The organism is Fusibacter sp. JL298sf-3 (genome assembly GCF_053842995.1).
In genome coordinates this window covers 3,146,771-3,173,301 of record NZ_CM132608.1, presented here as the reverse complement: position 1 = coordinate 3,173,301, position 26,531 = coordinate 3,146,771, and the positions used below count along the sequence as shown (strand labels likewise).

20 protein-coding genes are annotated in these 26,531 nt (G+C 47.9%); 7 read left to right on the top strand and 13 right to left on the bottom strand.

The annotated features are described in order from the left end of the window. Nucleotides 1-55 precede the first annotated feature (55 nt). Entirely contained in the window at nt 56-745 is a 690-nt protein-coding gene (locus ACR6HW_RS15150; protein ID WP_455728546.1) for a response regulator transcription factor, read from the top strand. Beyond that, nucleotides 729-2,351 carry a sensor histidine kinase gene (locus ACR6HW_RS15145; RefSeq protein ID WP_455728545.1) on the top strand — a complete coding sequence of 541 codons (1,623 nt, stop codon included), beginning with the start codon at nt 729-731 and terminating at the stop codon, nt 2,349-2,351. Before ACR6HW_RS15150 ends, ACR6HW_RS15145 begins: the two co-directional genes overlap by 17 nt. A 186-nt stretch (nt 2,352-2,537) precedes the next feature. Here ACR6HW_RS15145 and ACR6HW_RS15140 read toward each other — a convergent pair whose 3' ends face one another. From ACR6HW_RS15140 to ACR6HW_RS15125, 4 genes are read right to left on the bottom strand one after another with little or no spacing between them, the layout of a single operon-like run. Further along, entirely contained in the window at nt 2,538-3,152 is a 615-nt protein-coding gene (locus tag ACR6HW_RS15140; protein ID WP_455728544.1) for a HutD/Ves family protein, read from the bottom strand. An 11-nt stretch (nt 3,153-3,163) separates the two neighbouring features. Further along, nucleotides 3,164-3,958 carry a 3'(2'),5'-bisphosphate nucleotidase CysQ family protein gene (locus ACR6HW_RS15135; protein ID WP_455728543.1) on the bottom strand — a complete coding sequence of 265 codons (795 nt, stop codon included), beginning with the start codon at nt 3,956-3,958 and terminating at the stop codon, nt 3,164-3,166. 13 nt (nt 3,959-3,971) lie between these two features. Then, nucleotides 3,972-7,478, bottom strand: coding sequence for a helicase-exonuclease AddAB subunit AddA (addA, locus tag ACR6HW_RS15130; protein WP_455728542.1), 3,507 nt, complete (start codon nt 7,476-7,478; stop codon nt 3,972-3,974). Continuing rightward, nucleotides 7,465-10,836, bottom strand: coding sequence for a PD-(D/E)XK nuclease family protein (locus ACR6HW_RS15125; protein WP_455728541.1), 3,372 nt, complete (start codon nt 10,834-10,836; stop codon nt 7,465-7,467). The genes addA and ACR6HW_RS15125 overlap by 14 nt, the downstream gene beginning before the upstream one ends. 120 nt (nt 10,837-10,956) lie before the next feature. On the opposite strand from ACR6HW_RS15125, the gene ACR6HW_RS15120 reads away from it, so the two are divergent. Next, nucleotides 10,957-11,661, top strand: a complete 705-nt coding sequence (locus ACR6HW_RS15120; RefSeq protein WP_455728540.1) for a TIGR01906 family membrane protein — start codon at nt 10,957-10,959, stop codon at nt 11,659-11,661. 94 nt (nt 11,662-11,755) lie between these two features. Here the strand turns inward: ACR6HW_RS15120 and ACR6HW_RS15115 are convergent, their stop codons facing one another. Next, complete coding sequence (locus ACR6HW_RS15115; RefSeq protein ID WP_455728539.1) at nt 11,756-12,736, bottom strand: YbgA family protein; 981 nt, start codon at nt 12,734-12,736, stop codon at nt 11,756-11,758. Then, nucleotides 12,726-13,352 carry a CBS domain-containing protein gene (locus ACR6HW_RS15110; RefSeq protein ID WP_455728538.1) on the bottom strand — a complete coding sequence of 209 codons (627 nt, stop codon included), beginning with the start codon at nt 13,350-13,352 and terminating at the stop codon, nt 12,726-12,728. Before ACR6HW_RS15110 ends, ACR6HW_RS15115 begins: the two co-directional genes overlap by 11 nt. A 253-nt stretch (nt 13,353-13,605) precedes the next feature. On the opposite strand from ACR6HW_RS15110, the gene htpG reads away from it, so the two are divergent. The 3 genes from htpG to ACR6HW_RS15095 all read left to right on the top strand — a co-directional run bounded on the left by htpG (nt 13,606) and on the right by ACR6HW_RS15095 (nt 16,661). After that, nucleotides 13,606-15,480: a molecular chaperone HtpG gene (gene htpG, locus ACR6HW_RS15105; RefSeq protein ID WP_455728537.1), complete on the top strand. Its 1,875-nt coding sequence runs from the start codon at nt 13,606-13,608 to the stop codon at nt 15,478-15,480. A gap of 129 nt (nt 15,481-15,609) precedes the next feature. Beyond that, on the top strand, nt 15,610-15,966 hold the full coding sequence (locus tag ACR6HW_RS15100; protein WP_455728536.1) for a CidA/LrgA family protein: 357 nt from the start codon (nt 15,610-15,612) through the stop codon (nt 15,964-15,966). Further along, nucleotides 15,966-16,661, top strand: a complete 696-nt coding sequence (locus ACR6HW_RS15095; protein ID WP_455728535.1) for an LrgB family protein — start codon at nt 15,966-15,968, stop codon at nt 16,659-16,661. Before ACR6HW_RS15100 ends, ACR6HW_RS15095 begins: the two co-directional genes overlap by 1 nt. 570 nt (nt 16,662-17,231) lie before the next feature. Here ACR6HW_RS15095 and ACR6HW_RS15090 read toward each other — a convergent pair. Further along, on the bottom strand, nt 17,232-18,110 hold the full coding sequence (locus ACR6HW_RS15090) for a thiamine pyrophosphate-dependent enzyme (protein WP_455728534.1): 879 nt from the start codon (nt 18,108-18,110) through the stop codon (nt 17,232-17,234). Beyond that, entirely contained in the window at nt 18,100-19,764 is a 1,665-nt protein-coding gene (locus ACR6HW_RS15085) for a 2-oxoacid:acceptor oxidoreductase subunit alpha (protein ID WP_455728533.1), read from the bottom strand. The genes ACR6HW_RS15090 and ACR6HW_RS15085 overlap by 11 nt, the downstream gene beginning before the upstream one ends. Nucleotides 19,765-20,014: 250 nt before the next feature. Between ACR6HW_RS15085 and ACR6HW_RS15080 the strand changes: the two genes are divergently transcribed. Further along, nucleotides 20,015-20,890: a helix-turn-helix domain-containing protein gene (locus tag ACR6HW_RS15080; RefSeq protein WP_455728532.1), complete on the top strand. Its 876-nt coding sequence runs from the start codon at nt 20,015-20,017 to the stop codon at nt 20,888-20,890. Between the two features lie 221 nt (nt 20,891-21,111). Here ACR6HW_RS15080 and ACR6HW_RS15075 read toward each other — a convergent pair whose 3' ends face one another. The 5 genes from ACR6HW_RS15075 to ACR6HW_RS15055 form a co-directional block, all read right to left on the bottom strand. Next, the gene (locus ACR6HW_RS15075) at nt 21,112-21,588 is read right to left on the bottom strand and encodes a MarR family winged helix-turn-helix transcriptional regulator (RefSeq protein WP_455728531.1); all 477 of its coding nucleotides are present in this window, start codon (nt 21,586-21,588) and stop codon (nt 21,112-21,114) included. Between the two features lie 171 nt (nt 21,589-21,759). Beyond that, on the bottom strand, nt 21,760-23,301 hold the full coding sequence (locus tag ACR6HW_RS15070; protein ID WP_455728530.1) for a PP2C family serine/threonine-protein phosphatase: 1,542 nt from the start codon (nt 23,299-23,301) through the stop codon (nt 21,760-21,762). Then, entirely contained in the window at nt 23,267-23,944 is a 678-nt protein-coding gene (locus tag ACR6HW_RS15065) for a vWA domain-containing protein (RefSeq protein ID WP_455728529.1), read from the bottom strand. The genes ACR6HW_RS15070 and ACR6HW_RS15065 overlap by 35 nt, the downstream gene beginning before the upstream one ends. A gap of 13 nt (nt 23,945-23,957) precedes the next feature. Continuing rightward, nucleotides 23,958-25,283 carry a protein kinase domain-containing protein gene (locus ACR6HW_RS15060; protein ID WP_455728528.1) on the bottom strand — a complete coding sequence of 442 codons (1,326 nt, stop codon included), beginning with the start codon at nt 25,281-25,283 and terminating at the stop codon, nt 23,958-23,960. 12 nt (nt 25,284-25,295) lie between these two features. Beyond that, entirely contained in the window at nt 25,296-26,288 is a 993-nt protein-coding gene (locus ACR6HW_RS15055; protein ID WP_455728527.1) for a hypothetical protein, read from the bottom strand. Nucleotides 26,289-26,531 lie beyond the last annotated feature (243 nt).

Here is a 26,531-nt window from a genome sequence, read left to right as displayed (position 1 = left end):
TAATAACATTATACAAACAGTTTACCACTGTTAAATCCACGCTTTAGGAGGCAATATGCACAAGATATTAGTGATTGAAGACGATGTCAAAATCGCTCGTTTTATAGAGCTGGAACTCAAACACGAAGGGTTTGAGGTGGCAGCAGAACACAACGGTCGCGAGGGGCTCGAGCGCGCACTTGCCGAGCCGTTTGATCTCATCGTTCTGGACATTATGCTCCCGGGACTCAACGGCATGGAGGTCTGTAGGCGCATTCGTCTCAACTCACAGATTCCGATTATTATGCTCACGGCAAAAGACGACACCATGGATAAAGTCATGGGGCTGGACTTCGGCGCAGACGATTACATGACCAAGCCCTTTGCCATCGAAGAGCTTCTGGCGCGCATCCGCCGCATTTTCCGCACTGTGCGCCAAACGCCGATTTCAAACGCCAACGTCTTCGTCTCCGGCAATCTCGTCGTCGACTACAACCAGTACACCGTCGCTTACGGCGAAACGCCAATTGAGCTGACCAAAACCGAGTTCGACTTGTTGCACTACTTGACAGAAAACAAAAACATCGCCTTGTCCCGCGAACAAATTTTAGACAAAGTATGGGGCTACGACTATTTTGGCGAAACGAAGATTGTCGACGTCTACATCCGCTATCTCAGAAGTAAAATCGACGACCAGTATGAAACCAAGTTTATTCATACGGTTAGAGGGGTGGGATACCTGTTTAAAGATGAAAATAGTAAGTAAAGATACCGTTGCTCAATCGCCGCAGCGACAATCGCCTAAACGGCAAGCACCTAAGCGGCAAAAAAATAAATCAGAAGCGCGTCGCGTCACTCGAAGTGCGCCCAAAACTTCAAAAGCGCCTAAGGCTTCTAAGCGCAAACCAGTGCCAAAACCAGTTCCCAAGGTCGAGCCGGTATACCGCTATGAAGAAGATCCGGAAGCATCAGAATTTTCGAAGTTCACCAACAGAATCGCATCGCTCTTTCGATTCAATATTACGTTTAAACTGAGTTTGGGCTTTAGCATGCGTTTGATTGGTTTTATCCTATTTATGGTCATCGGCCTATACGGCGCGTTCACCTACTACCTCTATTACAGCAGTGAAACCGCCCTCGAGACGCATAAAGCGTACTTGAGCACCGTCTGGGAGACACCTGAAACACCGCTGCCAACAGTCGAGACCTACTTGTCGCACAACGCCCTTACCCTCTATATCTTCGACGGCGATAAGAAGACACTCTACGCCAGCGACGGGAACCTGCTGGCCTACAAAGACGCCATTTGGGAAGACCGATACAAGCTCAGCCAATTTCCGCAATTCCCCAATGCGGTGACTTACGGCACCCTCGACGGGCAATTTTTCGAGAACAGTGCGTTTTACGCCCTGCACCTCAGTCGCACCAAAGCCGCTGAGACATTAGAAGCCACTTTTCCCATTGCCATCATTATCGGCTTAACATTGCTCCTCTCAGCTGCGCGTTCTTCCAGCCGACTGGCGCGAAAGCACCTAAAGCCGATTCACACCATAACGGAGCAAGTTAAAGACATGTCTGCCAACAACCTGAGCACACGGCTCAATGTCAGCGGCACAAAAGACGAGCTCAAAGACCTCGCCAGCACATTTAACAACATGCTCGACGACATCCAACAAAGCTACGAGCGGGAAAAGCAATTTGTATCCGATGCCTCCCATGAGCTGCGCACGCCGATAGCTGTCATCAAAGGGTATGGCGGCATGCTCAAACGTTGGGGCAAAGACGATCCAAATGTCCTAGAGGAAAGCATCGACGCCATTGTCGGCGAAACCGACAACATGCACTCTCTCGTCGAAAGCCTGCTCTTTATCGCCCGCAACGATAAAGGCACCCTGAAAATGGAGAAAAGCGACTTTAACTTCAGTTTGCTTTTAGAGGAGATTGTCAAAGAAACCCATCTCATTGACACCGACCATCAAATTGTCGATACGTTAGAAGAAAACATCTTGTTGTTCGGCTCTTGTGAAAAACTCAAGCAAGCCATCCGTATCTTCATAGACAACAGCATTAAGTACACGCCAAACGGCGGCGAAATCAAGGTGTCACTGACGCAAAACAACGGCTATGCCGTTTTGAGATTGTCCGACAACGGCATCGGTATTTCCAAGAAAGACCTGCCGCATATTTTCGACCGCTTCTATCGCGCAGACAAATCGAGAACGAAGATGAAAGAAAATCAGCACGGCGGCACAGGCCTCGGCTTATCCATCGCCAAAATCATCATCGACCAGCACCGAGGTAAAATCAAAGTGACCAGCGAGTTAAATGTCGGTACCACCTTCTTAATCCAGTTGCCGATAAAAACAGACTGAGACTCTACCATTTTAGCTGATGCAGCTTTCGGCTCAAATCTTGTTGTATACTTTTTTAGTTGTATAAACATTAACAATAAAAGACGGCGCCTGTTTGGGGAGCCGTCTTTTTCTGTAGACAACAGTTTTTTTAAGCCACGAATCAAGTTCAAAATACATAAAATTAAATCTCAACACTACAGGACACTACAAATCGACGATCTGCGCCACAATGACGCGCACATCATCGGTTTCTTTGGTATACTGCATTTTTTTAAAGCGGCGCTCAGACGCTTCCAGCCGGATGATTAACAAGTCATCTGCTTCCGCGCGCACCCCGTCGACGGTTAACGCACCGCTGTAGACGTAAAGGGCAAACAAAGCGCCACTTGCAAGTGCCTCAGCAGAAAGGCTGTCGTTGAGAACACCAGCCGCCCTCTCCGGCTCCCATACGGCTAAATCGCCGCGGGTGTGCCCCTTCAGCATCAAATTAAAGTCCGTCACCTGCCCGACGCTCTTCGTCGACCAGTCCCCTCTAAAGCAATGGGCATCAAAAGGTTCCAAATAGATATCGTACAACTTCTGTCCCTCGTTTTGATGGCTCAGCTTAAGCGGCCCCGTCAACGGCATAAGCCACCTAGTCACACCATTTAACGGCGTGAAATCAGAAGCGTCCACCGCCACAGTGGCTTTCGAAAGTCTGAATCTGAATTGACGCGTGGCAAAAGAGGCGTCTTCCGGGTAGATGTAAAGCTCTGTCGTCTCACCTCCCGACCAGCTCGTCGTCCGGTAGGCGTCGGGTCTAATCCGTTGAACGCTCATGGCATCCCTCCTTAAAGGATCTGTGTCAAATCCACACAATTTTCTTCGCTATTGACAATATAAAAGCCGCGGTTTAACGTGTCTTTTTCCATATAGTCAATCGGCACGCCGTCGAGCTTTCTCAAAACGCCACCGGCCTCGGCTACGATACACTCCATTGCACAAGTGTCCCATTTCCTCGAATGTCCAAAGTTGTAATACACATCGTACAGGCCCTCCGCAATGAGACAACCTTTAATGGCACTGCCCATTTCCGTTACCGTTTCAATTTCATCAGCGTGCTGTTTCAACAAAGTAAGCGTTTTCTCAGACGGATGCGAACGGCTCACCAAAAGGTGATACGGCTTTCGTCTTTTCGACACAAAGATGCGTCTCGGCGTCGTACTTTCACACGATCTGACATAGGCACCCTCACCGCGGATACCGTAGTAAACTTTTCTCGACACCGGCAGATAGACGAGTCCCAAATGGATGTCTCCATCCACGACAAGGCCGATGTTTACAGCAAATTCGTCGTTTTTCTTAATAAACTCCTTCGTGCCATCTAACGGGTCTATCACCCAAAAACGCTTTTTAGTCAGACGACTTTCATCGTCCCTAACCTCTTCTGACAGAAAACCGTCTTCGGGGAACGCCGATTTCAACATGTTGAGGATTACGTGATTTGCCGCAATATCCGCTTCTGTTACCGGCGACGTATCTTTTTTAATAGAGACGTCGAAGTCCGTTTGATAAACGGTCATGATAACATCCCCCGCCGAACAGGCGGCTTCAATTGCAATTTGTAGTTCTTTTTCGTATTTCATAACGCACCAACCTTTACTCTGCTACACGGTAAACTTTTTCTAAATTTATAAAATAAATGTACTTTTCTTTGACTTTTTTGCCGGTTATGCCTTCAATGGCCCGCGCGTAATAGGACACTTGTGCACCATGCGGTGCCGCCACTTCATCGAGTGTTCGTCCCTTTAGGCCGTCGGTTTTATAATCGACCACAACAAACCCGTCCGCTTCTTCAAAATAAAGGTCCACGACCCCCTGAACCAATTGGCCGCTTTCCTCGTAGACAAACGGCGTCTCACGATAAACGGCTTGTGCTGTTTTTATTCTTATACCCAAATCCGACTTGAGAAAAGCTAAGATTTTGAAAAGATTTATCTTACTATAAATATCTGGGTCGCCGTCGAGGCGCGTACACGTGTCTTCCACAAAGGATTTGAGCCCTGAGAGATCGTCGATTTCTCTAAACGGCAAACGCTCCAGCAGGGCGTGAACCACTTCTCCGATCTTTGCCGACTGCATTTCAGGTGTCGGCTTCACAAAGCTCGGCGCCTCTGCTAAGACGACGGTCTGCCGGCTGTCTTCTTTCAGCTCCGAGACGGAACGCTTCACAGGCATTTGGCCGGACAACCCGCGCGGCGGCATTTTAAACCGCGGGGTAACCCATGTGCTGTCGGCCTCTAGGCATTTAAGCTGAAGTGCCGCCAACTGCTCGTCTTGCCGGCGCGATAAAACCACTTCATCTGTCACCAAGTCACTGGGCTCGACAAATGCCGTTACAACTGTTTCGTCCGTCATAAACGTCGGTTGAATCCAATCGCAAAAACCTGTAGCGTGGTAGAGTCCATGCGGCGAATACGGCCGTTCCCAAGTCGTTATACGCTTCTTCGCATCTGCTACAGTGGTGACGACAATCATGCGGTCCACTGCACGTGTCATCCCCACGTACAGGACGCGCATTTCTTCCGAGAGCGTCTCGCGTTTAATCTGCTCTTTTAGAGCAAATTGTGGGAGGGTCTTCGTCTTTGTCCTCAGGGACACGTCTACAAACGGCAACGCCAGTCCCAGTTGTTTGTGGTAAATAAAGTCCCCTGTTGTATCGAGCTGGTTAAACTTGCGTCCCATACCGGACAAGATGACAATCGGAAACTCCAAGCCCTTGGATTTGTGTATGCTCATCAGCTTGACCACATCTTCCCCTTCCCCTACGTTTTTAGAAGTCCCCATATCGCCGTTAGACGCAATCATTTCTTCAATAAACGCTATAAAGTAAGGCAAGGTAAACAGTTTAGACTGTTTGAGACCCACAGCGCGTTCGACCAGCAGCGCCAAGTTGTTGCAACGCGCAACCCCGCCGGGCATACACGACACATAGGCGGCGATGTCCGAGGTCTCAATAACGGTCCACAGCAACTCGTCTAGCGGAAGGTACCGCGCCTGTTTTTGCCAAACTTTAAGGCGCTTTAAAAAAACGGTCAGTTTTTCTGCACTAGGGCCGTCGCCTGACGCCAAGGCGTTCACTTTATCGTAATACGCGCCTTCCGGTGCAGCGGTTTTAATAGCGGCCAGCGCATTGATATCCAGTCCGACAAAAGGCGAGCGCAACACCGTAAGGAGTTCCAAGTCGTTTAAAGGGTTGTCAATTGTCTTTAGCAGAGCCATCAACCACTTGATTTCAAGAGTATCAAAGTACCCCGTTTGACTTTCTGTATACAGGGGCACGCCCTCCTCGATAAACACTTGCTCAAATACCGACGTCCAAGATTTCGTACTTCTCAGCAGCACGGCGATGTCTGCATATCGACAGGGTTTCAACTGCTTTTCTTTCGGAAAATACACCGGCGTGCCTACCGTTTTTTTAATCATGTGGGCAATATGGCGCGCTTCTATTTCGTCCGTCTTTAAGAAGGTGAGCACATCGTCTTCCTCTTCGATGCCCTTCTTGCTGATTACAGTAGCGGTCACCGCCGGGGCACCGGTATCTTCAAAAGCCATCTTTCCATAAAGCTTAGCCGCGTCGTCGTATACAATGTCGCCCAGCGCCTCTGACATAATGTTTTCAAAGACGTTGTTCACCGAGTCCAGAACTTCCGGTCGCGTCCTAAAGTTGCACCGCAAGTCCACTCTTACGAATTGCTCGTCCAACTGCTCGCTCAAATAGGCGTTTACCGCTTCCGGCGTCTTTTCCCCCTTCTTCGACAACGTGTCGTAGTGGGTAAAGCGCTTGTATTTTTCAATAAACAAGTTCGGGTCGGCGAGCCGGAACTTGTAAATACTCTGCTTGACGTCGCCAACCATAAAGACGTTTCCCCTTCGCTTAATGGCCTGTACGATATGTTCCTGTATGGCACTTGCATCTTGGTACTCGTCGACGAAAATAAAATCGAATTGTGCCCTGTAAAGTGCGGCAATGGCCGCGTCGTCGAGAATCTCAATAGCAAAATGCTCCAAGTCGCTAAAATCCATAAGGTTTTCTGCGCGTTTGGCCGAGGTATAGCGCCTCATAAAGTCCTCTGTCAAATCGCACAGCGCGTCGATATGGGGCTGTAGCGCCTGAATTTCCTCGTTAAAGCGGTCGTAAGACTTGTAACTAAAGAAGTTCTTTATCACTTCCAGTACCTGTTTTTTAACGACCTTATCTCGGCAGTACCCTTTGACTTGCTCAATAAGGCCTTCGTCGTATTGGTCTCTATCGGCTTTTCTAATGGATGCAATTCGGTCGAGTTTCAGGTCGGCGACTGTCTGCTCAAGGGCGCGCATCCCAACAGCAGCTGCTTCTTCCAATAAGCGAAGTTTTTCTCTATCGCTTTGAAGCGTCGCTATATACGGCGTCGGGCCACCGGGGTATTGGCAGAGTTCAATGGCCTCTTCAATGTGTTCGATGCCGTTTTCGATCAACTGCTGAAAATGTGCCGTAATCACTTGCGCCCACTGCTGTCTTACAGGATGTGTTTCGTCGGCATACACCGCCCGCTGAGCGTCTAAAAAAGTTTTTGGATTCGGATGTGCCAATATGAACTGATAGAGCTGAAGGATCATCTTGCGGAGTTTGAGGTCGTCCCGATTGCCTGAAAACGCCTCAACCAACTGAACAAACGCCGGTTCCAGTGCCTCATAAGCCCTTTCAAGCGTGTCCTCCATTGCCGACTCGAGCATGAGCAAACGCTCGTTGTCGTTGATCATTCGAAAATTGGGATCGATGTCGATTTTCTGAAAATGCGCACGGATGACGTCTAAGCAAAATGCGTGAAACGTCTTGATGCTCGAGTGACTGAGCAATTTAATCTGCTCGCTTAAATGTTTTTTATCGCCGCGATTTTGCTCGATGGCCTCAGAAAGCGCCTTTTCTATACGGCCGCGCATTTCGCCCGCAGCGGCGTTGGTGTACGTTACAACCAGCAACCGGTCGACAGAAGTCTCCGCGTTTAAAATCAACTGAATCACCCGCTCGACGAGTACAGCGGTCTTTCCCGATCCCGCTGCCGCAGAAATCAACAAGTTCGCATGTCTCAATTCAATTGCTGCCGCCTGTTCACTGGTCCACATGGTCTTTTGCCTCCTTTTGCGTTATGATGTCGAGCACGGTTTCGTCGTCAAGCGTCGCAAGGCGCCTGTAGCCACTGCCTTCAAAGCTGAGGTCAAACTGACACAGCGCACTGTACGTACAGTAGTCACAGCTTGTAAAGTTGCCCAGTTGACAGGGGTCGACCCGCATATCGCCGTCTAATATAGCCGTACCGATGGTGCGCACAGTCTCCTCTACCCAAAGCATCAGGGCGTTAAACTGCTCCAAATTGACGACTTTTGAGTCCTTGGTAAATGTGCCGTCGGTCTTAAACTTGACTTTAATGACGTCGGATTTCCCCGTTTCGGCAAGTGCGCCATCCAGTTGTTCCAAGACTTCCAAAGTGTCCAAACTGAGGCCGTCCATTTTGAGTTGCGCCATGACCTCGCCGGCGACGACTTCTCTGACTTGGGCGGTGCTTTCAATGAGCGGGTCGTCAATTTTAAAGTAATACGCCCCCGCCGGATACACGGCGTTGGCTCTAAAGTAAGACGGCTGCCCCAGGCTCGCCTTGAGATACACCATAAGTTGCATCTGCAAACCGTAGTATATATCCGTCAAGGACAAACTTTTACTGCCTGATTTGTAATCGATAATTTTAATGTAGTGTCCGTCGTCTAAAGCCATGATGTCGATGCGGTCGATAACCCCGCGCAGAAAAATCTTGTGACCATTGCTGAGTTCAATAACAATAGGCGGCACGCTTTCAGCACCTTGTCCGAACGCCAGCTCAAAGGCCTTCGGCTCGAAGCCCCCTTGCATCAAATGGTGTTTCAGGGTGAGTGCCGCGCGCTTTGACACGCGTTTGAGCTTCTGTGCCATATACTGATAGCTGAACTTGGATCTGTAAAGGTCCGCGTCGACCATTTGGTCTACAATAGAGTCGATAAGCGCTTCACAGGTTTCTTCATCGACGTTTTGCCACGAGAGGCCTTCCTCAAACAACTTTTTACCAAAGTTTTCGAGAGCGCCGTGGAAAAGCACCCCGACATCGGGATAGGCGACTTTATAAGGTTTGAGCACCTCGGGTTTGAGGCCCGTCTGTACAAAGAACTTAAACGGACATTGCACGTAAGTCTCCAGTCTAGAAACACTGGTTCTAAGCGGCGTCGGATAAATAGACGCCACTTGTTTGCCGTCGAGTCTACCGACACTGTTATCGTGGCGAAGGGCGGTTATCAGCAAATTGTAGCGCGTCGGCTCATGTGCTTCAAACCAAGCGAGCACATCGAACCAGTGCGGGTCAACCTCATAGCCGTCCATCCATTTTCTCAAAACCACTGCAAGGTGACGGTATGTCGCCGCCTTGCCATACACCCAGTACGGCTTGCCAGCGTCGTCCACCAGCGCGCGCCGATCCGGCTCAAACGCCAGCGGACGATCGATTTTCTCCATTTTTGACACCAGATAAGACGGCCTCAATGTGCGCCCCTCTGAATCTGAGGTCGCATAGCTCAAATAGAGACGCTCTGACGGCCGCGTAAGGGTGGTGTAAAGATTAAAAGCCTCCTTGTCCAAAAACATCTTCTGGTCGGCGATTATCGATGCGCCGCTTTGATTGAGCAACTGTTTTTCAGTCTCTTGTATCAGCTGCGCCTGACCGCCGCTCTCGGGCAATACCCCGTCGTTGACGCCAAGCAAGAATAAGACTTTTATCGGATGGGCTTTCGAGCGGTCCATACTGCCGACGAGCACGGTGTTTTCATCTAAAGGCAACTTGCCGATTTCCACAGTCTCCAGCCCAGTCTCTACCAGTTGTACAAACGCATCGTACGCCATGCGCTCTTCCCCCATAAGTGCCACCATCTCATCGATCAGTTGAATAAAGGCGTTCCATATCTGTCCAAAAGCCTGCGCTTTATCCGATGCCGCTTCCAGTTCAAACCGCGCCACTAAGTCTTGTATCCTAACGTAGACGTCGGCGTCGAGAAGGACTTCGTACAAAGTTTTGACATACGTCGATACCGTCGACGGCTGTTTTTTAGACAGCTTGTAAAGCGGTTCAAGCCATGTGGCTACAGTAGCCCTTATGGCGTCTAGAGCTTCCAGCGAAACCTGACCCGTAGGGGGCTTTTCAAAGGGCTTGAACAGCTGACTGAGTGTGACACCGTTCTGCTTGATGTAGAATTCAAAGGCATACACCTCGGCATCTTCAAAGGGGGCAAAGCCCGTTTTAAGCAGCATCAAAACACTCTGCAACTGCCTGTACGCCATCGGTGCCTTTAACAAACTGAGCACAAAGTGGACAAAAGGGTTGTCCATCACCCCCACCTTGGTATCTAGGAAAAATGGGATGTCGTAGAGTTCGAACAGCCGTGTGACAGTGGCTTCGTAGGCGTCTAGGGCATTGGTGACCACGGCGATGTCTTTGTAGGCGTAGCCGTCGCGTTCCATGCACTTTAAAATCTCCACACAGCAATGCGCCACTTCATTTTCTCGATTGGCCGCTGCGAACCCTTTGATGCGCCCGTCGTTTACGTCGTGTGCCACATAGGGATACTGCATCACTTGAAGTGCCAGAGCGTGCTGACGTTCCCAAAGGTAGTTGCCGTCGAAGCTTTTGATTTCAAAGTGCACCAGTCCTTCGGCGATTCTGTCGAAGGTGCGCTGTGTGTGTTTAAAACAAGTATATGGCGTGTCTTCGCCATCGAGTGCAAGAGAGACCGTCAGCTTTTTGCAGCGCTGTGCAAGTGCCTGAATAACGGCGTGTTCTTGTGCTGTAAAACTGTCAAAACCATCTATATAGAGCGTCATTCCCTTTATTTTTTCACTTTGATCGATGCCCTCTATCAACGCCTCGTACAAATCTTCGTCGTCGAAATACGCCGTCGATTTTGCCGCTTCATATGCGCGCATAATGGTGCAAATATCGTTGAGCTTTTGCTTTAATATCGATGACGGTTCTAATTTTTCCGCAGCTTCCTCAAGGTGTTCTGGTGTCATCTGACTTTGCTTGAACTCTTTAATCAAGTCTAAAAAGCGCGTTAAAAAACCGGCTTTGTCAAATGCGTTTTGATATATTTTTAACAGGTCTCTGTTTGTCGTAAACAAATTTCTGAGCAGCATTTGCTTGCCGGTTTCGGTTATCTTCACTTTATCGAATTGTCTTGTTTCCTTGAGCACTTGATGTGCCAGCCTTTTGATACTGACCACCTCGACACCTAAAAACCCTTTTGTTTCGATGGCCTTTATCAATTGTTTTTCGGCTTCAAGCGTATACTGTTCCGGAACAATCAACATGATTTCATGTGCCGATCCCGCTTCAATAGACGCCTTCATTTCCTGAAATATGGCGGACGTTTTCCCGCTTTTTGCCTTACCCAAAAACAACCGTACCATGGCCCACCTCCCTAATGTGATATTGTTTCATTTTATCATTTAATGCCGAGCCTTTCAAGGCGTGCCACCTTGCCTAAACCCGCCGCCTTCGATATAATAAAATCAACTGAGGAGGTCTCTATGAAATACGTACGCATTTGTGCGCGATGGGTTCTCGCCATCGGCATCGTCTGTAACTTGCTCCTATTGAGTTTTGAACACTACGCACTCAACGACGCCTACTATACCAAACAGTTTTTAAAACTGGAAGTACACGAAGCTATCGGCCTATCGACTTCAGACCTTTCAAAAGTCAGTCGAACATTGGTCGACTATATGGACGGCGAAATCCCCACACTAGATGTCGACGTCTATTTAGAGGGACGCCAGCAACCTTTTTTCAATGCAAAAGAAATCCAACACATGGTCGATGTGAAACAACTTTTCGACTGGGGCAAACGCGTTTTGTTTGGCGCTCAGTTGGCGATGCTAATAGCTATTGTCGTCATTGCACTCACCGGTGACCGCCGGAGCGTGCTAGGGGCCCTAAAAGCGGCGTTGCTTATTTTAACGCTTCTAATCGTTCTCGGTGTCGGCGCTGCCGCACTGGACTTCAACGCGGCTTTCGTTCAATTTCACGAAATATTTTTTCCAAATGACCTCTGGTTGTTGAATCCCCTTGAAGACCGCTTAATTCAGCTGATGCCCCTCGAGTTCTTTATTCAATTTACTCAGATTTGGTTGGCGACTTGCGCCGCCTTATATCTTGGGCTTGGCGGCATCTATTTTGCACTCCGCCACTACCATAAGAAAAAACAACTTTCAGAAATTCCAGACGCTCGTTAAAATCACAGGCATACTAAAAAACGCACTTATCGAAAGAGTCGTTGCAAACCGACCTTCGAAAGTGCGTTTTTTTAATTGTGAACGCTACAGGACACTAGAGCCCCTTGCCTGAATCGGTCATTTCGATTAGGGCCTTTGGAAACATATTAAAAATCGTCTGCTGCATCAAATACGTTTCTTCAAAGCGAATGGCCCAAGCGTGAAGAATGGACAATACCGATGAAAAAGGCAGTTTCTTGGTTTGGTAAAGAGACACTTGGTCGAGAAAAAAAGCCTTCTCTTCAGCGGTTAGCCCCTTTTTAAAGTACCCGAACAAATGCAACAGCATATTGACGTTTTTACCGATGCTCGGATGCGCGTTGTAAATGACACTCAATGTCTCGCCATAAGCCTTGACAACTGCTTCAAGTGTCCTTTTTTCATGGTTGGCCACAATGCCGCCGAGTTTTTTCAACGCCGATTGATTGTACGCCATCATAAGGTACTTGTTTTCACTGTGAAAATCCACCAACGGCTTTAACCGCTGTTTTTCACACACTTCAGAAGCAACCGCCCTAAAACGGCTGCTTAAAAACACCGTCATAAAAAAGTGTTCTCTAATATTAAAGTGCTTGAGGCGACCTTCGTCTTCTACGAGTACATGGGCAAACTTTGCCTTTACTGCCGCGCCGAAAAAGCCGGCAGTTTTTTCCGGTAAACTCGGTTGTTTGCCTGCACCACTGTAGAGCTTAACATCTTTAAAGCCACAGGTGGGCGACTTGCATTTGAGGATGACGCCGTCAAAAGTCGACGCCTCTTGTGCCTCTAAAAAAGCATCGATATAAGTATGCATCGCTTCTGTGCGGTCCGTACCGCTGTAGGAATCGATAAGCCTTTTTTTGCCGTCTATACGCGCCACGCGAACTGCCTCTCTCGGCGAAGGGAGACCGATGCCCATTTCGGGACAAACCGTCACAAAATCGACATAAGGCTGTAAATGTTTGATGGTAGTGTTTTCAATAACACTACCATCGTATCGACATTTACAATGTTCCAGACATGCGCTACATAAAATCTTTGGTCTGTTATTTGACATAGTCTCTGACTTTAAAGCCTCTTTCATTTAATCGCTCGACAATCTTATCGATGTCGCCCCCTTCAAGGCGAATGGAAATTTCCTGAATCCCCATGACTTCAGTATCCAGAAGCGCAATGTTGCGAATGTTGCCGTCGTTGCGCGCGATAATATCGGCGATACGCGTCAAGATGCCTTTGAAATCATCAGTGATAATGGAGATTTTCGAGTGTTTCAAACCGTATACTTTTGTAAGGATACCGAAAAGTGCATTTTGTGTCACAATGCCCACGAAGTTGCCGTTGGCCTCGACTACTGGCAAGAAGCGCACACGATTTTTGAAAAAGATGTCCGCTGCTTCTTCAATAAGCAATTCAGGGTCTACAGGTGCCACCTGATTGTGAATAAACTTAGAAACCGGTCTCTCTAAAAATGTATCGATGTCGTCCGCTTTTTCACTAAAAAACGTATCGTAAATAAACTGCTTTGACAGGAAGCCGATAAATTTCTCGCCTTCTGCTACTGGTAAAGACAAAAAGCCATTTGACTCAATGAGTTCGATTGCCTTTTTTGCTGTATCCGTTGGTTGTAAGATGGTCAATTTTTTAACTGGTGTCATGATTGCTCTAATTTTCATAGGGCTTCTCCTTTCCTCTTTCACATATTTATAGCCAAGCGGCTAAAAGTTCGCTCTCGTTTCTTTCATTATCATTTATGCCCACATCTCGTGAGATATAACAATTGTATCATAGATTTAATGACTATTGGTTGAAAATTTTTATAACCCAACAGCGTGTCAGCACTCTAATCGGTTGAGTGCTAATTTTTATTGACTTTTTGAACAATGCGCTTTATCATTATGGTTAGAATGATAAAAAAGGAGTGATACTATGCAAAATGAAAAAGGCAATTTGTCTATTCACAGTGAAAATATTTTCCCAATCATAAAAAAATGGCTCTATTCCGACCACGATATATTCGTACGTGAACTGGTTTCCAATGCCAGCGACGCCATTACCAAACTCAAAAAGCTCAGTACGATGAACGAAGCGACTTTGGCTCAAGACGAGACGTTCGCCATTCACGTCGAACTCGATGCCGAAAAGAAAACCCTCACTTTTTCTGACAACGGCATCGGTATGACCGACGAAGAAATCAAAAAATACATCAATCAAATCGCTTTCTCTGGCGCCGAGGACTTTATTGAAAAGTACAAGGACAAGTCAGACAAAGACCAAATCATCGGTCACTTCGGCTTGGGCTTTTATTCAGCTTTTATGGTTGCGGAACAAGTGGAAATCCACTCGCTGTCTTATAAAGACGGGGCAGCCCCTGTTATCTGGCGCTGTGACGGCGGTACTTCTTATGAAATGACACCGGGTACCAAGACCACTAGAGGGACGGACATCATCCTCCACATCGGCGAGGAAGGCCAGTCATTCCTAGAAGAATACACGCTTCGCGATACACTTAACAAATACTGTTCATTTATGCCTTACGACATTTATCTAGAGGTCGTCGGCAAAGAACCGGAAAAAAATGAAGAGGGCGAAGTTGTTGAAGAAACACCGGAGCCCCTCAACACAACGACGCCGCTCTACTTAAAGTCGCCTGGCAGCTGTACAGATGAAGATTACAAAAACTTCTACAGAGATACTTTTAAAGATTTTAAAGAGCCGCTGTTCTGGATTCACCTCAATATGGACTACCCGTTCAACCTCAAGGGCATCCTGTACTTCCCTAAGTTGAACACGCAGTTCGATACCATTGAGGGGCAGATTAAACTGTACAACACGCAGGTTTTTATTGCCGACAACATCAAAGAAGTTATTCCGGAGTTTCTCATGCTGCTTAAAGGGGTTATCGACTGTCCGGATCTCCCACTTAATGTGTCGAGAAGTTCTCTTCAAAACGACGGGTTCGTCCGCAAGATTTCAAACTACATCAGCAAAAAAGTGGCAGATAAGCTCAACGGCCTGTTTAAAACCGAACGCGAAGCGTACGAAGGCTTCTGGGAAGACATCAATCCATTTATTAAGTTCGGCGGTTTAAAAGACGACAAGTTCTACGACAACGTCAAATCGGCCTATCTGTTTAAAACGACTGACGATACGTTCGTCACTTTGGAAGAATATTTGGAAGCCGCTAAAGACAAACACGAGAACAAAGTGTTCTACGTCACCGATACAGTCCAACAAGCACAATACACGCGACTGTTCAAATCGCACGACCTATCTGCCGTCATCCTCGATCACCCGATTGACAACGCCTTTATTTCGCATTTAGAAGCGAAAAACGAAGGGGTGACGTTCTCGAGAGTCGACGCCGATATCAACGCGCATATGAAAGCCGACACAACGCTTTCAGACGAAGCGCTCACAGAGGCGACAGACCAGCTGACTGCAACCTTTAAAGAAGCTCTCGGCATGGAGAAACTCACACTGAAACTGGAATCTCTCAAGGGCGAAGACGTGTCGTCAATGATTATTCTCAGTGAAGAATCCCGCCGTATGCAAGACATGATGCGCATGTACAGTATGGGGGGCATGGATCCCGCTATGTTTGCGCCGGAGACGACGCTAATGCTGAACCTCAACCACCCGCTGGTCAAACACTTGGTCGATGGCGAAAAAGATGCAGAGACCAACGCCCTCATCTGCAAGCAGCTCTACGACCTCGCTATGTTGTCTCACGGGCCGCTTGAATCGGAAGCCATGAGCGCTTTTATAAAACGCAGCAACGCATTGCTTTTAAGATTGATATAACTTATAATAGGGATGGCAAAACCCGAGGCATCGCAAGTAACTCTACTGCGATTGCCTATGGCGTCATCGAAAGGAACCGACAGAGCCTTGTGCTTTGTCGGTTTTCACGTACACCCTTAAGGAGCATTTATGAAACTCATTAAACAAACCGGCCTCCTGTTGTCCTTCTTTTTATTGGGCGACGTCCTCAGCCGGCTCATCGCCCCCATCTTCGCCCTTCCCAGCGCTGTCAGCGGCATGCTTTTGTTCTTTCTCGCCCTGCTGACAGGTGTTTTAAAAGAAGCGCATATTAAAGAACTTTGCGACTGGTTGCTCGGCAACATCGCCTTTTTTTTCATCCCCATCAGCGTCAGCATTATGGCCATTGAAGGTTTTAGCTTAAAGATATTGTTGCCACTGCTGTTCGTCGGAATTGTTTCTACTATTATTACTATGGTGGTCACGATGCTGGTCACTCATGTTCTCAGCAAGAAAGGGGCCTCCTAATGTCCGATTTATTTAAAACACCTGCTTTCGGCCTTATTCTCACTATTGTCGCCTATCAGATCGGCCTCTGGGTCAAGCGAAAAACGGCTTCTGATTTCGCCAACCCGCTGGTGATTGCCATGGTGCTCATTATCGCCTTTCTAACGGTTGCCGAGATTCCGTATGCCGACTACATGATTGGGGCACAGGGCATCCATTACGTTTTAGGGCCCTTGACAGTCGCACTTGGATTGATGCTCTATAGACAGCGTGCGTTGATTAAAAAACACTTTCTTGCACTGCTCGTCGGTATTTTCAGCGGCGTCTTGACGTCTTTCTTCAGCATTCTAATGCTTTCCAGACTCGTCAATTTAGACGAACAGTTGATGACGTCGAGCTTTGCAAAGTCCATTACCATGCCTATGGCGCTGTCCCTTACGGAAATACTAGACGGTATGCCCGCCATTACTGTGGTGATGGTCATTATCGCCGGTACAGGTGGGGCTTTACTCGTACCGTTTGTGCTCAAGGTCTTGCCTAAGATGAGCGGCGTCTCTGTCGGTGTCGGCATCGGGACGGCCTCTCACGCTGTGGGCACAGCCAAGGCACTGGAACTCGGTGAGGAAGAAGGCGCTCTGAGCAGTACGGCCATTGGCCTCGCCGGCTTAATGACGGTGGTCATCGTTCCGTTTCTATACACTGTATTTGTGAAATAACAGGGGGGACGGTTCTTTTGTGCCGGATTCCACTATTATTTTACAGTTATGTATATACACAATCGGCCTAATAACTTGCAAACAGCGCCTTTTTTTCAAGGTGCACATATTGGCATAACTGCCGAAACTGCGGTAGGCAGCTGACTGGTTTCTGCCCATACGGTGCGAGATTGCAAGTCCTCTGAACACCGCCTACCGCAGGACTTAAGCAAACTTTAAACACAATGAAATGGCACAAAAGAACCGTCCCCTTTGTCGCGCGACCCCAAAGGGACGGTTCTTTTGTGCCAAAATCCACTATTATTTTACATTTATGTATATACTCAATCGGCCTCACGACTTGCAAACAGCGTCTTTTTACAAACTGCACATTTTGACATAACTGCCGAAACCGCGGTAGGCGGCTAACTGATTTCCGTTCATACGGTGCGAGATTACAAGTCCTCTGAACACCGCCTACCGCAGGACTTGAACAGTTCTTGAGCACAATGAAACGGCACAAAAGAACCGTCCCCCCTTCCTTGCGATAAAAAAGTGCCGCTACACATTGGTAGCGACACCCTTTATAGATTATACTAACGTGTCCATAATACCGTCTATAACCGCAGGCGTTCTATCGTAATCGATAAGCGGTTTCTCAATATGCCGCTGCTGCGCCATAAAAGTCGGCTTTTCGTCCCTGTAGAGAATACCTACGGGAATGCCTTCATCCCCGAATTTTTGAGCCGTTTCAAATGCCTTGACCTTGTCAGTCGGGTCATAGCCCTCCGGCAATGGCTGTACGCGGTCCTTGTACCATTTAAACGTATTGATTTTATTAAACGTCACACACGGCTGCATGACATCAATTAACGCGTAGCCTTTGTGCGCCATCGCCGCTTTAATCATTGCCTGTAAATGGGCACCGTCGCCTGAGAAGCTTCTGGCGACAAAACTGCAACCGAGGGAAATAGCCAGTGCAACAGGGTTCAACGGATCGGACTTCACACCATCGTGTTGCAGGCGCGTTACCTGCCCCTTCGGCGTCGTCGGCGACCCCTGTCCTTTGGTCAACCCATACACTTGATTGTCGTGGACAATGTGCACAATATCGAGGTTTCGACGTATGTTGTGCAAGAAGTGATTGCCACCCTCGCCATACGTGTCACCATCGCCTGAATTGACGATAATTTTCAATGCGTCATTGGCCACCTGTGCACCTAAAACTGCCGGAAGCGCTCTGCCGTGCAGCGTATTGAGACCGTGAGCGTTGATGTAATGCGGCAACTTTGCAGCCTGTCCGATACCGGATACCATCAGCACTTCCTGTGGCTTCAAACCCGCATCGAACAACACCTTGTTCAAGCTATCCAAGATGCCGAAATTCCCGCAGCCGGGACACCAACTGGTAGCAATAGATTTTATAAACGGATTGGGTTTCATATTTAAATCGACAACATTATTTACCATTTGCAATCACCTCATATGCTTTCTGAATATAGTCGCGTGTAAACGGTCGGCCGTCGTATTTGTTAATGCTGTGGTGCCATTTGACACCGGTTTCAGCTCTAAGAATCTTACCGAACTGGTTGGTGCCGTTCCCTTCGACATTGACCACGACAGTGCCTTCTTTGACATAGTCGTCGAGTACATTTTCAGCAATTGGGTAAACATCTGTAAACGTCAACATCGCCACCTTTTCACCTCGAGCTGTCAAAGCGTCGACCGCTTCTTTAAGCGCGCCGTAAGTCGAGCCCCATGCGATAAAGAGCGTTTCGTAATCGGAAGCGCCATAGAGGGATGGCTTTACGAGGTCGCTTTTAATGGCCTCCGTCCGTCTGAGGAACTTGTTCTTCAAGGCGATGGAGAGGCCTTCGTCCTCTGTAATGTACCCATAAGGCGTATGAACGTGTGAGTCCGTCATAATCAATGTTTCGTCGTCAATTACGGGATACTTGCGGTTACCGTACAAATTGTCCATATCGTAACGCTTGTAATCTGCAACTTTTTCTTTGAGCAAATGCCGTTCAATTTTAAGATCTTCCGTCTTAAAACGCGACACACTTTGTACCGAGTCTGCAAGGAGTTGATCGGTTAACAAAATAACGGGGACTTGGTATTTATCAGCGAGATTAAACGCTCTAAACGTCGCATAGAAACAGTCTTCTACCGTTTGCGGCGCCATGACGATGCGAGAAAACTCCCCTTGAGATGCCGTTGTGACAAAGGCGAGGTCGGCTTGCTCTGTTCGCGTCGGCAATCCGGTGGCCGGTCCGGGTCGTTGCACATTGCATATGACCACCGGCACCTCGCCGACTGCTGCAAATCCCAGCGCCTCTACCATAAGCGAAAAGCCGCCGCCGGAAGTTCCCGTCATAGCTCTGGCACCATTTGACGCCGCACCGATTGCCGCCATTGCCGCAGCAATTTCATCCTCAGCTTGTTCGACAATCATATGGGCTTTTTTATCGTGAAGTGACAAGTAATTCATAATCCCTGTAGACGGCGCCATAGGATACGCACAGTAAAAATCGAGTCCTGCACTTAGCGCGCCTAGTGCTACCGCTTGGTTACCGCCGAGTACAATTCGGTTTTCATCCGCTCGACCACTCTCCTGTTGAACAGTTGCCTCGGCGAACCCCAGTGTCACCAGTGCTTGGTTTTCCGCATTGATTTGCTCCGACCATTTGGAACTGGTAATCTTCCCAAGGTGGCTTTCAGCGACACCGAACGTTTTCAGCAAGTAGCCCACAGCAACCATGCCAAATGCGTTTTTATTCTTTGACTGTTCCTTAATACGAGCGCTGTCGAAAACGACGGCTTTTTCGCCGGCAGAGTCGCCGACCAGAGCACTTGTCGTGATTAAGACCCCCTCTTGTTCTTCTGCTGCCTCACATGCTTCTTTGTTGAGGGCAACAAAATAATCCGCCTGCGCATCTATGCTGTATACGGGTTCATCGGAAACTGTGATTGTTGAGTAATTGTAGCCGCCGCGGATTCTCGACATGTAATTTTTATAAGCGTATATGTCATACCCGCTCTGCTTTAACAGCTTTTCCAGGTACATTTCGACTGTGTTGATGCCCTCGCCTGCGGCACCTGCAATAACGATTGTTTTTCTCATAGATCCACCTTCATTTCTAAGGGTATTTGTACGATTAAACGCACGGAATAATTTGAGAGTGATTCTCTTTAGTTTACATTTGGTATATACCTCTTTTTGAGTCTTTCACACACTCTTTACATTTTCTTTAGATTTGTGTACGCTTAAAGGGATTCAAGCGTGCCTTGAGTCCGTTCAAGTGCCGCTTGATTGTCGTTTTTCCCCCTGTGTTTTATGATAGAGACAACCCCACAACGAAAGGAGAACTCATATGAACTTTGTTACATTTGGAAACAAAATTGCTAAACTGAGAAAAGAAAAAAACATGACACAGGTGGAACTCGCCGACAAATTGTTTGTCACCTACCAGGCGGTTTCCAACTGGGAGCGCGGCGACAGCATGCCGGATATTGCCAAACTGCCGTTGCTCAGCGATGTGTTAGGTGTCTCAATCGACGTGCTCTTCGATCGCACTTCCGGCGGCCGAATTGTTAAATCGGTGTTGGATAACGAGCCCCTCTCTGCACCACCAACTGTCGACGCCATTAAAGATGTCGCCCCCATTCTCAAACCCGCTCAAGTTGACGATATTGTGGCATCTGTAAAAGCGCCTTTAAAATTGGAAGACATCTCGGCACTTGCACCATTTGCCAGTACTGAACTTCTGGATCAGATATTGATGCAAACACTTGAAAGCGCCCCTTCACTCGACAGCGATGCCATCAAACTGATTCAGGACTTTATTCCCTTTATTAGCGAAGACGCATTGGATCGCTTAACAGAAACTGCGCTGCTCTCACCGGAAATCAATGCCGAAAAAGCACAGGAGATACTCGGCGTTGCTGCACCATTTCTCAGTGAAGGCACACTCGATAAAATTGCTGAACACCTTTACGCAATTGGCGGTGTAAGAACGATTGACATCATCCTACCGTTCCTCTCGGATGAGACTTTGGACCAGTTGGGGAGACATATATTAGAAACTGAAGGCCCCGACAACTTGTGTGCTTTTATGCCATTTCTTTCGGAAGAGACCTTGAACAAACTGAGCAAGCGCGTATTGGAAACTGAAGGCGTAAAAGGCCTGCACGCCTTTGTCCCCTTCCTAGATATCGATGCGATTCTCAAAGAACACTTTGTAAAATAACCCGATGACAAGCCCTCAACTAGAGACATCCGTCCTCAGTTGAGGGCTTTTTGCATCTATAGTTCCGCGCAAAAAAAAGCAATGCCTAAACATTGCTCATAACCTGCCTCATGTCGTTGCCGGCATGCACCCCTCCCGACTGTTGTGTGGTGATCTGCTTCTGTCATTAAACGCGACGACCTCTGTCACGTCGCACGCCAGTTTCCGCTCACGGCGCGATGTTACAGCTTCTGTTGATCGACACAGTTGTGTACCACTTTTGAAATTCCCTTAACTTGATTGATGAACTGCTCGACTTCTTCATCTGACAATTCTTCTAATCTGGACCCAAGGAGCTCTTTTACATATTCTTTATGTTTTTCTACTTGTTTTCGGCCACTTGCCGTCAACGTAATATGCACCACTCGTCGGTCTAGATTTGAAGGATGCCGCTTCAAATACCCCAGCTTAATGAGCTTGTCAACTAGCGGCGTCAAATTTGAATTGATAACATGTATCCCCTTGCTAATTTGCGACATCGTCATCTGCTTGTGCTCAGAAAGCAACATCATTATCTGCATGTGCGACGGGTACAAGCCTTCTGACTTAAACAACTCGTCTTCTCGTAAAAATCGCTTGTTCAACGTGGGGACGAGAACTAATACTTCTTCCATGAGTACTTCAAGGTCTTTTGTGCGTTTTTCGCTCACTGCGTTCACTTCCTTCCAAATTATTCAGAATAGTCAATTCCATATATATATTATAATATCCTTTATCGAAGAATAAAAACAAAATTTTAAGAAAAAATCATATTTTTTTGAGTTTTTTTTAATTTGGCCAAAAATAATAGGCATTTTTGACATTTTAACGCTATCAAAAATACCTATTTTCTATTCTCTGTATGCTATTTTAATAGGACAGCCACATATAGTGATGGTTTCGCCTTCGCGAATCACGATTTTTTCCCCACTGTGAACTTCACGTCCGGTTAAATCGTCACCGACATACCACGTCACCGTGCTACAGTTTTCAATTGCCCAAAACTGCGGATGCTTCGGATGTTGGACGACGCGTCCTATGACGGGGTCAAATCGCCCGACCAAAGGCATGACGTGATGCAAGTAAATGGTGCTGTTGTAAAACAGCTGAAAGCATTTTCCCAAGCGCTCTATAAAAAAGCGTCCCTGCAACTTTTCTTCACAGATGGCACAAGTCGTGGTCGATTCTAAATTGTAATGCCCACATCGATAGCACAACTTCATTTGATTCAGCCGGCAGTCGAGAGCCGCTTTAACAGCCGGAATGCTTCGGCTCAGTGCGTTGCCACTTAGCAGAGCTTTCGGTTGAGCGTTTAAAACCACTTGCACCGCGCGGTAAAAATGTTCGGCACTAAATGTTCCAACGGGATCCGGTCTGGCATCTAAGCGCACCACGTTACCCAGTGCGTCTAGAGCCAATGCTTTCAAAGACAAGTCCGTGGAAAACCAATGGGTATCAACAGACTGATTACAAAGGTTTCTCAACCATTCCAGTCGCAAATGGACGTCCATCTCTTGAAGGGCAATGGGCAGCCACGTCTTGTCGTCTTCTACCGTCACTTTTGAAAGTTGCTTCACTTCGGACTTAGGCCAATCGTTTTCGTTTACGTAAACGACACCTGTGGTATCGTCTGTAGAATACTGCATCGCCTTTGCCAGTGCGCGTTCAAGGGCCGTTTGCGTCGGATGGGATTTCATTTGTTCAAACAGTTCATAGGCGAAATCGTACACCTCTTCGCCGCCTCCCGGGTAAGCGCCCTCTACGCCATCAGAAAACAAACCGATAAACGCCAGAGCATCCGTGGGTTCATATCGAGCGACGCGCATGGACAGCCAAGCATTTGATTCCGCGAGGGAAGTCGTAAAGTGATGATGCAACCGTTTGTCGGGCATTATCGGGAACACAGCCGTGTCGCCGTCGATGATAAAAATGCTACCGTCTCCAATCTGCAAGAAGTAGTAAGCACCGCCGTGCTCAAATGCCATAAGCAGCGTCGTTCCATAAAGTGTATAAACACTCACCTCTCCGACAACGGGGTTTTCCAGCGTCCGGTAATGTGCCGCCACAGAAGCCTTCCACGCCATGTCCACCGCATAGGCAAAATCGTTTTCTAGAAACTTAATCATTTCCCATTTGTCAAAATGTCCAAAATGCGCTCGGTATTCTAAAAACGCATCGCGGACAGCTTTTACTGCCAGCGATGCGCCAATTGCACTGTAAGGATGTGCCCCACCGCCGTGTCCATCCGCTACAGCTGCAAAGGCGTCGTCGACGCCAATAAAGTACGCATCCTGATTGGGCATGCCCTTTCGCACATGGGCACGCCCTTTCACTGAATGCCCGTAGAGCAACACGTCTTTACCAGTCCAGTGTTTCCGGATCGACGCCTGCATCTACAACCGGTGGCGGTGGCAACGTGCTTTTAGCCGGCTGAATTGACGCGTGGGAAACGGTGGTCGATGCCCAGCGAATGTAATTTTTGAGTTCGTAAGCGTTCTTCGCTTGTAGCGGTTTGAGCTCGCCTCTAAAACTGTCGCCGATAAACTCCTGTAAGACGTCCATGTCAGTCTCAGAGCCGATGGCAATGGCAATACGGATGGCCTTTGCGCCCCATGTCGTCTTCTGTAAAGCCTTGAGGCCTTTCTCGTAGTCGTCAGTCGGCAAACCGTCTGAAAGCAAAATCATCACCGGCTGATAGCCCCGCTCACCTGCGAAGTCGTTTTCCAGTTTTTCAGACAACAGTTCAAACGCGCGTCCCATATCGGTTACGCCTTTGGTCTGAATGTTTTCCCATGTGAAATTGTGAATGTCCACGTGGTTGGCTATCCACTTGGCACCTGTTGAAAACGTCAGGGCGTGTACCTTAATCGTGCCCTCGGCTTCTTTGGCGATGTCCCGAATGTGCGGAATCGCCTCGCGGATGGCGTTGTTCAAAGTCTCTGCTTTGCCACCATAGCTCATAGAATCTGAAGCATCTATTAAAAAGAATAAATGCAAATCTCTTGCGCCCATTTTTCCTGTTCTTTCTACTGACATACAATACCTCCTTTTATTTTGAGCACATGGCTCTAATTGTACCGGTTACTTGGCCGAAAACAATGTCTTGCTCGTGTACAATCGGCACGACATCGCCTTTGTAAACTTCTTTAACTGTGCCGTCTTTTAAAAAGTAACGCCAGACATCACTTGAGAGATTTCTAAGCCCCCATACCTTAGGATGATCGGGATGTACTTCAACTTGTGCCACCAACTCGCTGTGGTCTAAGAGCCTTTCTTCATGAATCTGGCTGGCGTAGAGTTTGCCGTCATGCGGCAGTACCAAAACGCGGTCGCCGACTTTGAGTCTCGGCGGCATTACGCGCACCTCTTCGCCACAGTTCGGGCAATGGTGACTTTCCGATAACTGCGTTGGGGCATAAAACAGTTGCTTTTCACAACTGTAACAGTAGTACAATTGCCCCTTCAACAACGCGAGGGTTTTGAGCCACTCGGTTTCCCGAATGCGTTCATGTGGGTTGTGCAACCCTTCTGTAAAGGCTTTGATAAACTTTTCTTTAAGCGCCTCGGGATAATAAGGCCAAAACGCATCTGCCATGTCCTTCTTGCCCTTCACCGGTCGATTGGTTGCGTCGATGGGGTCGTAAATAAAAATCGGATTTTTACCGTAGAGTTCGAGTTCGCTTTCATAATCGGTAATCACGACATCGTATTCCTTTTGACCTTGCAACGGATGCTGAAGGTGTAGCATTCTAAAGATGACTACCGAGAGTGCATAAAGGTCTGTTAAAGAGCTTGGCGGCGCCTCTCCGCGCACCACTTCCGGTGCCATAAAGCCGTTGGTTCCCCAGATGTCATCTGTGCTGGTGAGGGAATCAAACGTCACATTGTCGTTGTCACAGATTTGGACATCGCCGGTTTTCAGATCGACGAAAAGGTTGCCAAAAGAAATATCTCTGTAACAAAGGCCGTTCAAGTGCAACGCGTGAAAGGCCTCAGCCATTTGAAGGCAAGCGTCTATAAGCACTTCAAACCGCTCGACTTTTTCTTCCCCGCTAAAGTAAAGGGCCAGCTTTTTAAATCGATGCGTCTTAATCAACGGCATAATGTAACCGAAATGATCGCTCGACGCGCCTTCTACAAGACGCATGGGCCAGACGAAGTGGTCGCTTGGCGCCCCTTTGTCTATAAGCGTCTCTATCGCCTCGTACTGTTCTTTGGTACTCGACGTCTTGTTGTACCACTTCAGTGCGAAGAGGTCTTCCCCGGACTTGACACAATAGACGCGTCCCTGTCCGCCTTCGCCGAGTTCTTTGACGACTGTAAAGCGTTCCTCGCCGGAAGCGACCCAATCGCCCGGTTTTAAAATATCCGACATTGTGAACCTCCTTTATAAGAAATATCGAATCAATACTTGCGCCCCAATCCAAGTTGCCGTGGTCAGTACATAGGGAACGACCATTTTTCTCGACAACGCGGCGCTCGGTGTTTGGTTGGATAGAAAAATCGGTATGAGCAACAGTAAAAAAGATACCGACAGCAAACTGCCAATGAGAATTTGCACCATTTCATATTGGAGAGGTGCGGCGACGTAAAGCGCGGCGGCCACCAATTCTATCAGGATGATGAGCACGGGATAAACCGTGGTTAAATTCATTTTCTTTTTTCGGTGCAAGAGCGGCGGCAGTACGAGCATCAAAATCAGTCCGACGCTCCCCGCAATTACCAGTGGATGTCTAAATGATGCGGCCCACAGACGCGTCACCACTTCCTGAGCCACTGCTGTGTCTTTAAAGTAAGTCACTTGGGCTATATAGCCGCCGATGGTCATCAACAGATAGACCAACAACATCGGGAGCGCCCACTTCTGACGTTTTGGGGCCTTTTTGCGAAGAGGGGGTTGTCCCTTGGCTTTAATTTGTACCGATTGACCTTCTGCTGTCACATTCCCCGTGGGCACATCCAAATGTTTTTTTGAAAAGTTGCCGCTCGACACGCCTGACACGATTTCTCGCGTTGCTTGTGCGGTCTCTTCCGCGCGTTCAGGTGCCGGAATCTCCAGTGCCTTGGCGACATCGGTAAGCGTTTCCAACACAATGGGGTAGTGAAAGCCATACGTGTTGCTGAACTCTTTTGCCAGTTTCTCAATTTTATCTTGCTGATGTTTTTTTTTATCTTTTAATCGAATGACCTTTTGAAGCGTCCCACTTTGACCGAGAAGTGCCAATCGAGCTTTATAGCCGGTTTCATGCGGGATGTAATCGTGTAACAGTCCCTTAAACTGTTTGGTGTCCAACGCATCTGGTGCACACAAGTCCAGAACAGTTTTCAATTTGGCTATTCGAGCATCTTCTGAGAGTCGTTTGGGTTTGAACTGAAACACCGTATCACCTCCTACACCCTTACTATAAAGCAATTGAAGCCCCGTCTCCACCTATGTTTGTTTAGTATTCCCTTAGTATTTTCTATGTATTTTTTAACCAAATCTTTACCTGTCTTCTCAGGCCGCTCAAAGTCACTTGACACGCTTTCCGCGTTGAACAGTCGCGGTAAGCTTTTCGGCTCAACGCTTGGTGTCTAAAAAACGAGTACGGGCCGATTGGCCACGTACTCGCGTGTCATTAAC

What these genes read in the sequence shown, in the direction of transcription:
- ACR6HW_RS15060 (WP_455728528.1), bottom strand. Translation starts at nt 25,283, where the DNA reads ATGTCGGATATTTTAAAACCGGGCGATTGGGTCGCTTCCGGCGAGGAA.
- ACR6HW_RS15085 (WP_455728533.1), bottom strand. Translation starts at nt 19,764, where the DNA reads ATGAGAAAAACAATCGTTATTGCAGGTGCCGCAGGCGAGGGCATCAAC.
- addA (WP_455728542.1), bottom strand. Translation starts at nt 7,478, where the DNA reads ATGTGGACCAGTGAACAGGCGGCAGCAATTGAATTGAGACATGCGAAC.
- ACR6HW_RS15070 (WP_455728530.1), bottom strand. Translation starts at nt 23,301, where the DNA reads ATGCAGGCGTCGATCCGGAAACACTGGACTGGTAAAGACGTGTTGCTC.
- ACR6HW_RS15120 (WP_455728540.1), top strand. Translation starts at nt 10,957, where the DNA reads ATGAAATACGTACGCATTTGTGCGCGATGGGTTCTCGCCATCGGCATC.
- ACR6HW_RS15065 (WP_455728529.1), bottom strand. Translation starts at nt 23,944, where the DNA reads ATGTCAGTAGAAAGAACAGGAAAAATGGGCGCAAGAGATTTGCATTTA.
- ACR6HW_RS15080 (WP_455728532.1), top strand. Translation starts at nt 20,015, where the DNA reads ATGAACTTTGTTACATTTGGAAACAAAATTGCTAAACTGAGAAAAGAA.
- ACR6HW_RS15145 (WP_455728545.1), top strand. Translation starts at nt 729, where the DNA reads ATGAAAATAGTAAGTAAAGATACCGTTGCTCAATCGCCGCAGCGACAA.
- ACR6HW_RS15100 (WP_455728536.1), top strand. Translation starts at nt 15,610, where the DNA reads ATGAAACTCATTAAACAAACCGGCCTCCTGTTGTCCTTCTTTTTATTG.
- ACR6HW_RS15115 (WP_455728539.1), bottom strand. Translation starts at nt 12,736, where the DNA reads ATGTCAAATAACAGACCAAAGATTTTATGTAGCGCATGTCTGGAACAT.
- ACR6HW_RS15150 (WP_455728546.1), top strand. Translation starts at nt 56, where the DNA reads ATGCACAAGATATTAGTGATTGAAGACGATGTCAAAATCGCTCGTTTT.
- ACR6HW_RS15110 (WP_455728538.1), bottom strand. Translation starts at nt 13,352, where the DNA reads ATGAAAATTAGAGCAATCATGACACCAGTTAAAAAATTGACCATCTTA.
- ACR6HW_RS15135 (WP_455728543.1), bottom strand. Translation starts at nt 3,958, where the DNA reads ATGAAATACGAAAAAGAACTACAAATTGCAATTGAAGCCGCCTGTTCG.
- ACR6HW_RS15140 (WP_455728544.1), bottom strand. Translation starts at nt 3,152, where the DNA reads ATGAGCGTTCAACGGATTAGACCCGACGCCTACCGGACGACGAGCTGG.
- ACR6HW_RS15095 (WP_455728535.1), top strand. Translation starts at nt 15,966, where the DNA reads ATGTCCGATTTATTTAAAACACCTGCTTTCGGCCTTATTCTCACTATT.
- ACR6HW_RS15090 (WP_455728534.1), bottom strand. Translation starts at nt 18,110, where the DNA reads ATGGTAAATAATGTTGTCGATTTAAATATGAAACCCAATCCGTTTATA.
- htpG (WP_455728537.1), top strand. Translation starts at nt 13,606, where the DNA reads ATGCAAAATGAAAAAGGCAATTTGTCTATTCACAGTGAAAATATTTTC.
- ACR6HW_RS15125 (WP_455728541.1), bottom strand. Translation starts at nt 10,836, where the DNA reads ATGGTACGGTTGTTTTTGGGTAAGGCAAAAAGCGGGAAAACGTCCGCC.